General features: G+C 39.0%; 12 protein-coding genes. 4 read left to right on the forward strand and 8 right to left on the reverse strand.

The genetic code is table 11. The annotated features are described in order from the left end of the window. Positions 1 to 29 precede the first annotated feature (29 nt). From ACE1MS_RS17295 to ACE1MS_RS17330, 8 genes are all read right to left on the reverse strand, one after another. Positions 30 to 953, reverse strand: coding sequence for an aminopeptidase (locus tag ACE1MS_RS17295; protein ID WP_012295744.1), 924 nt, complete (start codon positions 951 to 953; stop codon positions 30 to 32). An 11-nt stretch (positions 954 to 964) separates the two neighbouring features. Next, complete coding sequence (locus ACE1MS_RS17300) at positions 965 to 1,726, reverse strand: IclR family transcriptional regulator (protein ID WP_281486927.1); 762 nt, start codon at positions 1,724 to 1,726, stop codon at positions 965 to 967. A 134-nt stretch (positions 1,727 to 1,860) separates the two neighbouring features. Next, complete coding sequence (locus ACE1MS_RS17305) at positions 1,861 to 3,129, reverse strand: M20 family metallopeptidase (protein WP_447402513.1); 1,269 nt, start codon at positions 3,127 to 3,129, stop codon at positions 1,861 to 1,863. Next, positions 3,122 to 4,075: a DUF1177 domain-containing protein gene (locus ACE1MS_RS17310; RefSeq protein WP_036162340.1), complete on the reverse strand. Its 954-nt coding sequence runs from the start codon at positions 4,073 to 4,075 to the stop codon at positions 3,122 to 3,124. The genes ACE1MS_RS17305 and ACE1MS_RS17310 overlap by 8 nt, the downstream gene beginning before the upstream one ends. Positions 4,076 to 4,136: 61 nt before the next feature. Continuing rightward, positions 4,137 to 5,144, reverse strand: a complete 1,008-nt coding sequence (locus tag ACE1MS_RS17315) for an ABC transporter ATP-binding protein (protein WP_031416447.1) — start codon at positions 5,142 to 5,144, stop codon at positions 4,137 to 4,139. Beyond that, a complete protein-coding gene (locus ACE1MS_RS17320) occupies positions 5,128 to 6,150 on the reverse strand; it encodes an ABC transporter ATP-binding protein (protein WP_031416448.1) in 1,023 nt (340 codons plus the stop codon). Before ACE1MS_RS17320 ends, ACE1MS_RS17315 begins: the two co-directional genes overlap by 17 nt. A 17-nt stretch (positions 6,151 to 6,167) precedes the next feature. Beyond that, positions 6,168 to 7,034, reverse strand: coding sequence for an ABC transporter permease (locus ACE1MS_RS17325; protein ID WP_036164701.1), 867 nt, complete (start codon positions 7,032 to 7,034; stop codon positions 6,168 to 6,170). Positions 7,035 to 7,036: 2 nt separating this feature from the next. After that, a complete protein-coding gene (locus tag ACE1MS_RS17330) occupies positions 7,037 to 7,999 on the reverse strand; it encodes an ABC transporter permease (protein ID WP_012295751.1) in 963 nt (320 codons plus the stop codon). Between the two features lie 217 nt (positions 8,000 to 8,216). Here ACE1MS_RS17330 and ACE1MS_RS17335 point away from each other — a divergent pair, with 217 nt between their 5' ends. The 4 genes from ACE1MS_RS17335 to ACE1MS_RS17350 all read left to right on the forward strand — a co-directional run bounded on the left by ACE1MS_RS17335 (position 8,217) and on the right by ACE1MS_RS17350 (position 12,768). After that, positions 8,217 to 9,818, forward strand: coding sequence for an ABC transporter substrate-binding protein (locus tag ACE1MS_RS17335; RefSeq protein WP_198695933.1), 1,602 nt, complete (start codon positions 8,217 to 8,219; stop codon positions 9,816 to 9,818). Between the two features lie 63 nt (positions 9,819 to 9,881). Continuing rightward, positions 9,882 to 10,952: an amidohydrolase family protein gene (locus ACE1MS_RS17340; RefSeq protein ID WP_031416451.1), complete on the forward strand. Its 1,071-nt coding sequence runs from the start codon at positions 9,882 to 9,884 to the stop codon at positions 10,950 to 10,952. Further along, on the forward strand, positions 10,949 to 12,124 hold the full coding sequence (locus tag ACE1MS_RS17345; RefSeq protein ID WP_198695931.1) for an amidohydrolase: 1,176 nt from the start codon (positions 10,949 to 10,951) through the stop codon (positions 12,122 to 12,124). Before ACE1MS_RS17340 ends, ACE1MS_RS17345 begins: the two co-directional genes overlap by 4 nt. Next, positions 12,097 to 12,768 carry an AroM family protein gene (locus ACE1MS_RS17350; RefSeq protein WP_099805799.1) on the forward strand — a complete coding sequence of 224 codons (672 nt, stop codon included), beginning with the start codon at positions 12,097 to 12,099 and terminating at the stop codon, positions 12,766 to 12,768. The genes ACE1MS_RS17345 and ACE1MS_RS17350 overlap by 28 nt, the downstream gene beginning before the upstream one ends. Positions 12,769 to 12,809 lie beyond the last annotated feature (41 nt).

The following is a 12,809-nucleotide window of genomic DNA, read 5'->3' on the forward strand; positions in this document are numbered from 1 at the left end:
GCGTGCTTCTTATGAAGTCACGCTTTTCATTACATTACTCGTTCACCATCGAAATAAACAATCGGATTTTTTACTACACAATCAATATGGACATCCGCTGCATTTGCTCCACCAAATGGCGTATTGCTACCAAATGCGATATGGATTGTCCCATAGACTTTTTCATCTTCCAGTACATTTCCACATAAAATGGCACTTTTATTAGCTCCAATGCCGAACTCTGCAATGATTCGACCATTCCCTTCCCCAAGTAACTCCAGCAATCGAGGACCATCCGGACCAATAGCTTCTATTAATCGTCCGTTTGAAATTTTCAATAATAATGGTTCCTTTAAGACACCAATATTAGCAATCGAACCATCCACTAAAATTTCCCCATTTGCAGATGTTTCTATCGGCGCAATATAGGATTCACCCGAGGGTATATTACCATGCTCTCCTGCTTGGCGAATAACGCCAGTTGAACGAATGCCTAAACGGTTTGCAATACTAAATATTAGCTCATGACCATCTTTGACAATTCGAGTTTCTGCCGCCATATCGAGCAGCTGGACATACTTTTCTACCATTTCCTCAATCTCTTGCGCATCCGCATGAAGCGCACCTTGTTCAAGCATTTCCCATGAAATACCGGGCATTGTCGCTACACGTCCACCTTTTTCACAGGCATTTTTGCATGCTACTGTATGTGTTAAGGAGTGAGCGGTCAAACAAAGTGAGACATCAGCATTTGCCATAAGCGATGAAACTGCTTGAATAGGCTCCTGCCCTGATTTTTCTAATAACGGCATAACCATAAACATTGTATTAGCTGTTATTGTTAGCCCAGCCTTATAAAAGATGGTTGCTAAGTCTTGCTTTTGAACATCTGTCAAAATTAAAAGCGTTTCTGACGATTGAACATTTAAATGATCTTTTAATACCTTCAGTGCAATATCATGTAAATGCTGCATAATAGTACTCCTTAATTAAAATTTAAATGATATCTACGAATGATTCCTTCTATTTCATTTCTAGCCTCTGTTAAAGGCCCTAAAAATTCTGGTACCCGTTGTTCTGTAAATCGGTAGATGGGACCAGAAACAGTAATAGAAGCTACGACCTTTTTGTCACTATTAAAAATAGGCATAGCAAGTGCCAATACATCGACGGAATATTCACTGTTACTTATCGCATAGCCACAACTACGAATTTTTTCAAGCTCTAATCGTATGTCATTTGCATTCGTCATCGTATTCGTTGTATAGGCAGTTAGTGGTTCATCAATAACCTTAGAAATTTGCTCTTCACTTAGGAAAGCAAGCATCGAACGGTAGGAAGCACCTACATAAAGCGGAGATCTACTTCCTCTTGAAACAGTAAATTTCACCTTATTCACAGGCTCTGCTTTTAATAAAGTTAAAGCTTCCAACCCATTCAAAACTGTAAATATAGCGGTTTCACCAGTAACATCCTTTAAGCTATCAAGAATAGGCATACATAGCTGATCTATGTTTAATGAATCATACATATTCATACCAATTTCCCATAATGCAATACCCAAGGAGTACTTTTTGGTTACAGGATCTTTTGTAATAAACCCATTATTCTCAAATGTTTCAAGAATGCGATATAAATTTGTATGATTCATATTCATCGCCATCGCTAACTCTCGACCACCCCACACCGGCTTTTCCTTTGTAAACATTTTTAAAACCTCAATTGATAAATTTAACGTCTTTAGCATATCTCTCATCCTTTTGATCTATTTATCTGTACAAACGGCTGTAAATCTCTCTCTTAAGGGGGAATTAATTGAAAGATTTAACAGCCATAAGCACCTGACATCACTTTAGCAAAAGTAAGAGAGTAGCTAATCTCTTACTTTTGATAGAGGAAATCAATAGCAGCAGTAATATATACTTTTGCACAGCGTACGATATCCTCAACACGCACTTTTTCATTATACCCGTGAATACTTGGTAAATAGGCTGGCCCATATTGTAAAACCGGAATATCATACTGTCTGAAATGTCGAGCATCACTGCTTGCCCATTGCATGACACCATAAGCTTCTAACCCTGTTACAAATGAAATATTTTCCACAATCGATTGGCAAACAGGATTTTCAGCTGGGGTATAATTGGCTACACTTTTGAAACCAAAACGTCTGATCGAATACTCAATGTCTAAGGCATCTAATTTATTCTTCAAGATTTCTGTTACTTCTTCTTGTGTAATACCGAATGGTAAGCGACAATCGACCTGTACCTTACAATAATCTGGGATAACGTTGGATTTCGTCCCCCCCTCAATTGTACCAATATTTACAGTAATTTTCTCTAGTACTTCTTGATATTTCAGGCGGTCTTTCTCCACTTCACGCATGTATTTTTTCGATACTTCTATTAGTGACTGTACTTCCTCAGGAATGACAATATTCATGTCCCATAGTGTGCGAATTTCTTGAATAGCACGGATTGCATCATTAATTGCATTACGACCTGCTAAAGGGGATAAGCTTCCATGTCCTGGTTCCCCATGCACCTCTAATTCAAACCAGAAGGACCCTTTTTGCCCTATTGTCGGATTTAATGGAGATGAAGGCTCTGCAATTAAACATCCATCGCCTTTTATTAAACCACGCTCCAACAACCAAGGAACACCATATTCTCCACCAGTTTCTTCATCAGGTACAATTGCTAATGTTAATTTTCCTGGCAATTCAATATTCAATTTCTTGAGTAATTTTGTTGCAAAAATAATACCTGCTAAACCCGCCTTCATATCGCTTGCACCACGACCAAGCATCCAACCATCCTTCGCTTCTCCAGAGAAAGGATTAAAATCCCATTTAGATAAATCTCCAACAGGCACGACATCTGTATGCCCACAATAAATTAGTTCTTTGCCTTCATCCTTTCCAATAGAAGCTACTAAGTTAAACATTTTATCAGTAGCTTCATATTTTTGGTAAACAATGCCTACATCATTTAGATAGCGCTCGATAAAGGCTGTTATCTCAGTCGTATCTCCTGGGGGATTAACACTTGGAATTTGAATGAGTTTCGAACAAAAATCAATTAACTCTGCTTGATGATTTTCTACTTCATCTACTAATTTCATTTTTAGAGCATGTAAGTCATTCATGTGCTTGCACCTCATTTCCTTTAGTTTGTAAATGCTTCATGCTACCGTATAAATTCTTCATATGTGTAAACTGCTTTTCATCAAAGAACGAACATTTATGAGCACCATACGTTTTCGCTACTTCTAAGACAAATCGAACAACACTCTCTACGTCTGTAACATGTGTTGCACCTGTTGCACAGCCTGCCACAATAGATTCAGTTGTAATCGCTACACCTACAACGGGACTTGATGTTGCCACAGCGGGTTGTAAAATACTATTGATATGGAATAGGCCATTCCCATATGGGGTAATGTCTTGCATTGTCAATGGCAGTACAACAGGTGCAATACCGGCTGATTGCGTGTAGATTTGCAGCAAATCATCACTAATTTTTAATATGTAACCTTCTTTAACCGTCGGTGTAATGGCAAATCCTTTATGGTTACATACTTGATTACCTTTTGTTGTATCAATCGAAAGAATAGCATCCATTGATTCTTCCACTTCATTCTCGTTCATGACGCTAATATCGACGGGAGAATTCATAAATGGCACTGGCTCATGTGGTAAAGTGGGTGCAGTTGGACAAATATGAGTGGAGAAAATTACATCTCCCTCTAACTGGTCACCCTTTAATGCCATATCAATTGCTTTTGCTGCGCCGGCCATACAGGCTAGTGCACCATCTCCATCCGATACAAAGCCCGTCATTTCAGGGCGTGCCCCAATACCTCCTAAGCGACCGATGATACCTAATGTAGGTGCATGGCCACCTGAGGATTTTCCACTTTTTCCTTGCACTAGAACGCGGACAAAATCGGTTGATCCACTTTCACCTTTAATGGTTTTTACTACTACATCTGCTGTTGGATTAATAGTGTGTAAATATTCTTTAATCACCTCACCATTTACATACATACTATCCATTACCTCGTATAACTCCATAACATACTTCAATGACATAATTAGTCCGCTCCTTTTTCTATCTAAAAATTTTATTCATTACGATTCGTAAGCTACTCATCTATATTGTAGATTCTTCTTGCTGAATAGCTTTCCATAAATGGCATGATACTTGATGGGTTACTGACACCGTATCGAGTATGGGTTGCTCTTTTGCACATTTGTCTGTGGCAAAACGACAACGTTTATGGAAAGCACAGCCACTCGGAGGATTCACAGGACTAGGAACATCCCCTGTTAAAATAATTCTTTCCTTTGTATCAAAAGGATTTTCCTTAGGAATGGCCGATAACAAAGCCTGTGTATATGGGTGTTGAGGATTATCATAAATTTCCTTATATGTGCCCATTTCAACAATTTTGCCTAAATACATCACAGCAATGCGATCACACATATAATTTACAACATTGAGATCATGTGAAATAAAAATATAGGTTAAACCAAAATCCTTCTGTAAATCTTTTAATAGATTGATTACCTGTGCCTGTACAGATACATCTAAGGCGGATACAGGTTCATCACACACAACAATATCTGGTTGGAGAGCAAGCGCCCGTGCAATATTGATGCGCTGTCTTTGTCCACCTGAAAACTCATGGGGATAGCGCTTTGCATGATAAGCACTCAATCCTACTGTTTCAAGTAGTTCCATGACACGCTTTTTACGTGATGATTCATCGCCTATACCATGTATCACTAATGGTTCAGCAATTAAATATTCAATCGTTTTACGAGGATCTAATGATGCATAGGGATTTTGGAAAACCATTTGTATAGATTTTCGTGCAGAGCGGATATCCTTCGTATTTAAGCTTGCTAAATCGGTTCCCTTAAACTCAACAATGCCCTCGGTTGGTGATATTAACTGGTTGATTAAACGAGCAACCGTCGATTTCCCACAGCCTGATTCACCCACAATCCCAAGTGTTTCTCCTTTAAATAATTCAAAGCTTACCCCATCTACTGCTTTCACAAATTGGGTGGACTTTTTAAAAGGAATTGAGCTTTTAATAGGAAAATGCTTTTTTAAATTATTTACCTTTAAGATCAATTCATTGGGCTGTTGCATGAAAAACCCCCACCTTCCTTGCGACAATTTGACCTTTTGATTGCAAATGGCAGGCTACAAAATGATTGTCCTGGACTTCCACTAAATCGGGTATTGTACTACGGCATATATCCGTTGCTAATGGGCAGCGAGCTGCAAAATGACAACCACTATGCGGCATTGTTAAATCGGGTGGACTTCCTGGGATGGCCGGCAACCTTTGCTGTCCATGTGTCCCCATCGTAATCTGCGACTCTAATAATCCCCAAGTATAGGGGTGTAAAGGCTTTTCATAGAGCTGTCTTGTCGTAGTTGACTCCACAGTACGACCTGCATACATGACATTCACTTTGTCACAAAGCTCCCAAACTACACCTAAATCATGCGTAATCATAATAATGGCCGTATCATGTTCTAGCTGTAATTTTTTCATCAAATCAAGAATTTGAGCCTGCACAGTTACATCCAATGCTGTAGTTGGTTCATCAGCAATAAGTAACTGTGGATTACAAGCAAGCGCAATAGCAATCATGACACGTTGACGCATCCCACCTGAAAATTCATGAGGGTACATTTTCAAACGCTTTTCTGGCTCTGGAATACCAACCATTTTCAGCATATCAACAGCTTTTATTGCTGCATCCTTCTTGGATAAGCGTTCATGAGCTTGGATCACTTCTAAAATTTGATTGCCCACTGTTAAAACGGGATTCAAACTGGTAATAGGGTCTTGAAAAATCATCGACATTTCATTGCCTCGGACATTTCGCATTTCCTTTTCTGAAACCCCCATTAAATCGCGTCCATTAAAATGGATGGCTCCGTTCGTTATTTTTCCTGGCGGAGAGGGAATCAAACGCATGAGAGCAGTGGCAGTAACACTTTTCCCTGATCCAGACTCGCCAACTATTCCTAGTGTTTCCTTCTTATTCAATTGTAAATTAACTCCATTAACAGCTTTCATTGTAGAGCCGCCACTTTTAAATTCTACTGTCAAGTTTTCTACATCTAGTAAACGTTCAGTCATGACGCCACCCCCTTTCATTAAACTTTCATTTTCGGATCTAATGCATCACGTAATCCATCCCCTAAAAGGTTTATTCCAAGGACTGTTAATAAAATACAGATACCTGAGAATGTCGCCATTTGAGGATTTAATACTAAAAAGTCTTTACCATCCTTTAAAATGCTCCCCCATGAAGCTGTTGGAGGTTGTACCCCTAACCCTAAAAAGCTAAGCGCAGCCTCCGAAATAATAGCTCCTGCTGTACTCATCGTTCCATAGACAATCAATGGAGCTAAACAGTTGGGTAGTATATGACTAAAAATAATTCGTGAATGTGTAGCCCCTAAGGAATGCGTCACCTCAATAAACTCTTCTTCCTTAACACTTAAAACCTGACCACGAACAAGCCTAGCAAACCCTGGGATATTGGCTATACCAATGGCGACAATAACATTGACAAGCCCTTGTCCTAATACCGTCATAAGTGTAATAGCTAATAAAATGAATGGAAAGGCGAAAAGGCCATCCATCGTACGCATAATAATAGAGTCACTACGACCCCCAAAATATCCCGCCACAAGACCAAGTAATGTACCAAACACAGCACCAAATAACACTGCTGCAATCCCAACAATCATAGATATTCGAGTTCCATAAACTAAACGACTAAACAAATCTCGACCATAGTTATCAGTTCCAAGCCAATGTCCTTCGGTATTCATGGGTAGAAATGATTTACCAACAGTCATTTCATTTGGTGGGTGGGTTGCAATTAACGGAGCGAAGATAGCAACAATGGCCATCAAGGATACAATCACTAACCCAATTGTTGCTAATTTATTTTTAAGCAACTTTCGCAACAATGTATTTCTTTTTCTAGTTTCATTGACAACTGCTTGAGTCATTGTTATTTCTTCCCTCCATTCGATTCAAGATTGACCTTTGGATTCACAACCTTATACAGCACATCAACAATCAAATTAATTAGTACAAAAATAAAGGCAATGAAAATAACTGTACCTTGTACAACGACAAAGTCACGTTTATCTATTGCATCTACAATCAGTCGACCCATCCCAGGCCAGCTAAAAATTGTTTCTGTTAAAACGGCACCACCTAGTAAATTAGAAATTTGCATACCTAGTACTGTTAAGATTGGCGTTAAAGCATTTTTAAAGGCATGCTTACCAATAACCAAATATTCTTTAATACCTTTAGAACGTGCTGTTTTAATATAATCTTGTGAAATGACCTCTAACATACTCGAACGTGTAATACGCGCGAATGTGGCCATCGGAATTGTTGCTAAAGCAAAGGCAGGCAAAATTAAATGCTTCAAATAAGGCCAGAAACCTTCACTCATATTCCCCATCCCAGTCGCAGGGAACCAGCCAAGATTGACACTAAAGAATAAAACAAGCATGATCCCCAACCAAAAAATTGGCATGGATACTCCTACTAGTGACACAAGCATGACAACATAATCAATTATTGTATTTTGTTTTCTAGCTGCCAATATACCTGCTGGGATTCCTATTACAACAGCTATTAATAAGGCTGCTAGTGCCAGTACAACTGTATTTGGGAATCTTTCGATAATAAGCCCCAAAACAGACTCGCTATAAGAATAGGAATAGCCCAAATTCAGCCGAGCTAAATCACCTACATATGATATAAATTGTGAAGGCATTGACTTATTCAACCCCAGCTCTTCCCTTAAATTCTCTACATCTTCCACACTAGCCTGGGGACCAAGCATGACAGAAGCTGGGTCACCTGGAATCATTCGCGTAATAATAAATACGATGATACCAACTACTAACAGTGTGGGAATAAGGTTTACTAACCTTCTTAAAATAAATGAACCCATCCTACAAAGACCTCCTTTTCATTATTAGAATCAGTGGTTCATATTGTGAATAACTAAATACTACACCTAGCGACAATTGTTTGTAAATATATTTTTTCTGAATTTTTTTAATTTTATATTTACTTCCTGTTTACAAATGTGCTACTTTTATTTCGAACCTACTATTTTTTGAATCAACGGTTCATATTGTGAAACAAAATAAAGGAGGCTAGCACGGATGAAGAAAATAAACGTAAAAAAATCTTTCCTACTTTTCTTTTTAACTTTAATGATGGCTGTTTTAGCTGCTTGTGGTGGGAATACAGAAAAAAATAATTCATCAGATGGAAAAGATGGAGAAGTTACTTCTGGAGGCTCATTAAATGTTGGTCTTTCAGCGAATGCCAAAACGTTTGACCCAATCAAATATACTGGGGTTTATGAATCACAGGTTATGCGTCAAATGGGTGATACTTTAGTTGTTTATAACAAAGATCTGTCAGATATCATTCCATCTTTAGCAACGGAATGGAAAGTATCAGATGATATGTTAGTCTATACCTTCAAATTACGTGAAGGTGTAAAATTCCAAAAGGGGCAATACCAAGATGGTCGTGAGATGACAGCTGAAGACGTGAAATATTCATTAGAACGTTCCGCTAAAGAATCAGCTATGAATCGCCTTAGTGGTGTGACAGAGGTTAAGGTACTGTCTAATTATGAAGTAGAGATTCACTTAGCTACTCCTAATGCTGCCCTACTTGCTATGCTAACAGATGCTGGTAATATGATTATTCCAAAAGAAGAGATTGAGGGCTGGGGCGATAAATTTTCTGAGCATTTCGTCGGTACTGGTCCATTCCAGTTAACAGAATGGAAAAAAGACCAAGAAGTAAAACTGGTACGCCATGAAAATTACTGGGGAGACAAGCCACATCTCGACCATTTAACAATGAAATTTATCTCTGATCAAAATATGATGACCAATGCATTACGTTCAGGTGATATTGATATTGCGATGGACGTAAAAGGCCAAAACCGAGAAATTATCAATCAAGATAGTAATCTTGAGCTCTTAACAAATCCTGGATTATCCATTGTTTATCTGGATCTTAACAATAAGGTAGGTCCAACTGCCGATAAACGTGTACGTGAAGCCATTTATATGGCAACAAATGTTGAGGAAATCATTTCTGGTGTTAACCAATGGGGTGGCGGTGATGTCTCTTATTTACCATTACCTCCAGGCTCTTGGGGCTATGATAAATCCTTAGTCGATATGGTACCGAAATATAACCCTGAAGAAGCTAAAAAATTATTAGCAGATGCGGGCTATGCTGATGGCTTTAAAACTGAGATTTACGTATCAGAGGCGCGTGTCCCTTATGCAACGATTTTCCAAAGTCAGTTGAAGAAAAATTTAAATATAGATGTTGAAATTAAAGTACTGGAATGGGGTACTTACAGTGATACAGTTGCAAAAGGAAATGCTCCAATGAATATTGGTGGTTGGACTTGGTATCCAGATCCATATTTCTTCCTCTATCAATTATTCCACACAAATCAAATCGGAGCGTTGGGTAATGGTAAAGGCTACAGCAATCCAGAGGTTGATAAATTATTAGAGCGCGCTGTATCCGAAACAGTCGTACAAGAAGAGCGAGCAAAATTATACCAAGAGGCATTAAAACTTATACTAACGGATGTTCCTCGTATCGAATTAGAAGCAACTCAAACTGTTGCAGGCGTAAATAAAAATGTACATGGCTTTGAGGTTTCTGCTGATAACTCTGTTCAAATTGTGCATCCAAACGGCACAAACGTATCCATTTCAAAATAACTTAACTAGAAAAGTGGAGATTCTTGTCTCCGCTTTTCTCTTCATAAGGAGAGATTTGATCCGATGACTCGATACATCAATGGGCTTGTATTTAACTCTGACACTCGTAGCTTTGATAAACAGTCGTTCCAAGTGCAAGGGGAATATTTCAAACCAGCAACACATACTGCAGAAAATGAAATAAATTTAGATGGCTATTATATTACGCCTGGCCTAATCGATAGTTGTTCACAAATTGGTTTAGCTGAAATTGGGATTCGTTGGGAAGGTGATGATAGCTATGAATTTGATTCACACTTACAATATTCTGTTATTGATGGCATTTACCCGTTTGATGTAGCCTTTCAAAAGTCTGTCTCACATGGGGTTACAGCATCTCATATTGTTCCCTCCGCTAAAAGCTTAATTGGGGCCAAAACGGCAATCATTCATCATACACATACAACTGTAGATGATATGGTTATTGTAAAAGATGTCGCTTATTCCTTTTCTATTGGACACCAGGCAAAAAGTACATTTTTTGCTGAAAAGAGAAAGCCACTGACTCGCATGGGTATCGCTAAAATCTTAAGGGACACACTCCAACAAATTCAACAGCAGGAGCCCTCCATCCATAAGATTGTTGTGCGGGCGCATAAAGCTGTCGATATTGAACTAATTCATCGACTACAACAAGAATTTACTAACGATTTTGACTTTCATATTATTCATGGCACGGAAATTCCTCTTCTTAAGGAGACAGGTTTCCATACCGTTATTGCTGGCCCGACATTCCGTTATATTGAGCATAATGAGATGCTGGAGCTGTCACCAAAGCTTTATCCTCAGCTATTCACTCAAACAATACCATTTGTTTTTTGTACAGATCACCCTGTTAGTAGCACATCCCATCTAACATTAGAAGGGTGTTTAGCTGTTCGAGAAGGTATGTCCCGCTCGGATGTTCTCTATACATTAACAACAGGAGCTGCTAATTTCCTTGGCATTGACGATAAAATAGGGGCTATTCGTGATGGCCTTTATGCTGATTTTGTGATATGGGATAAGCATCCATTAAATTTAGATGCACAGGTTATCGCAACTTTTATTAAAGGGAAAAAAGTTTATGCAACGGAAGAAGGTATGTCAAAATGAACATTTATCATCATGCAACGTTTCTCACAGTTAATGAACAAAATGATGTTTTTGAACAGCTATGGGTTGAAGATGGACGCATTGTTTATGTAGGGCCAGCCAAAGATATCCCCCCTCATGCGCACTTAATCGATCTACAGGGAGCATATGTCACACCAGGATTAATAGATATCCATGCACATGTTGGAACATGGGCTGAAGTAACCGAAGATATTAATGATGCTAATGAATATAGCGAGCCTTTTACACCGCTTATGCATGCTTTAGACAGTGTTGATATTCGCCATTTCTCCTTCCAGCATGCACTTGCAGGTGGTGTGACAACTGTACAAACTGGTCCGGGAAGTGCCAATGTTATTGGTGGCATTTGGAGTATCCTGAAAACAGCGGGTCCTACCCTTGCTTCTCGCGTCTTAGTAGAACGAAGTGGATTAAAAGGGGCATTAGGGGAAAACCCAAAGAACGTCTTTGGTATTCAATATAAACGAAAGCCAATGACCCGTATGGCGATTGCTCAGCTACTACGTGATGGCTTCCAACGAGCTAGCCTGCTGAATGAACAGGAACAAGCTGAAAAAGTACAACAAAATTCTGAATTACGTCCATTTATTGAGGTACTCCGTGGTGAAATGCCGCTTCGTCTTCACTGCCATAGAGCAGATGATATAATGACCGCTATACGAATTGCCAAGGAATTTAATGTGAAGCTCCATTTAGAGCATTGTACAGAAGGCTATCTGATAGTTGATGCAGTAAAAAATAGTGGATACCATGCAACGCTTGGTCCCTATATGTTAACCCCATCTAAATATGAAACACGTCATTCTACACCAGCGATTGCTGCCATATTTAAAGAGCATAATATTCCTTTTGCTATCATGACGGATCATCCCTTTGTACCGATTCAGTACTTAAAGTATTGTGCCTCTGAAGCAATACGTTATGGATTAGATGAACAAACAGCCTTAAAAAGCATTACTATACATGCAGCTAAGCTCGTACAGCTTGATCATCGAATTGGTAGTCTTGAGAAAGGTAAGGATGCTGATTTTGTTGTTTGGTCACACCCTATTTTTGAAACCGAAGCGAAGGTCCTACAAACTTATGTAAACGGAGAAAAATATTTCGAAGCGGAGGAAGCACCATGGAAAACTCAAAAATTGCCATTGTAACTATCGGTCAAGCCCCTCGCAAGGATATGGCGGAGGATATTCAGCAATTAAGACATGGGGGTCTACATGTTCATGAATTTGGTGTCCTTGATTCGCTTTCACCATCTGAAATCGCTGCCCTTTCTCCCTCACAGGAAGAAACTGATGTTTTAGTGACTCTCCTGGCAAATAGTCAGCAGGTACGGTTAAGTAAAGCGAAGCTCATGCCCTATATTCAGCAATGCCTTCATGATCTCCAAGACTTTACTTGGATTTTGCTGATGTGTACAGGCGATTTTGCCAATAAACTATCCGTTAAAAATCTTTTGCTTCCCGATCGAATGATGACTAACTTAGTGAAGGGTCTTCATACGGAATTAGCAATTGGTTTAATAGGTCCGGAGCCTGAGCAACAAATAACGGTTGCAGAAAAATGGCAAAAAGCTCATTTTGATGTGAACTACTCTGCAAGTTCACCCTACCGCTTTAATGCACATGATTTATTAGCAAAGGCACAGCAATTAGAATCCGATGGCGCTGATCTGCTCATTCTTGATTGTATGGGCTATTCCACACCTATGAAAAATATGATTAAACATCAGCTAAATATACCTGTAATCGTCCCACGTGAAGCTGTTTTTACTATATTAAAGGCAATATGTTAATACCCCCTACTGAGGTGATTGATTTTCACTGAGAGTGGCGA

The organism is Lysinibacillus sp. fkY74-1 (assembly GCF_053165895.1).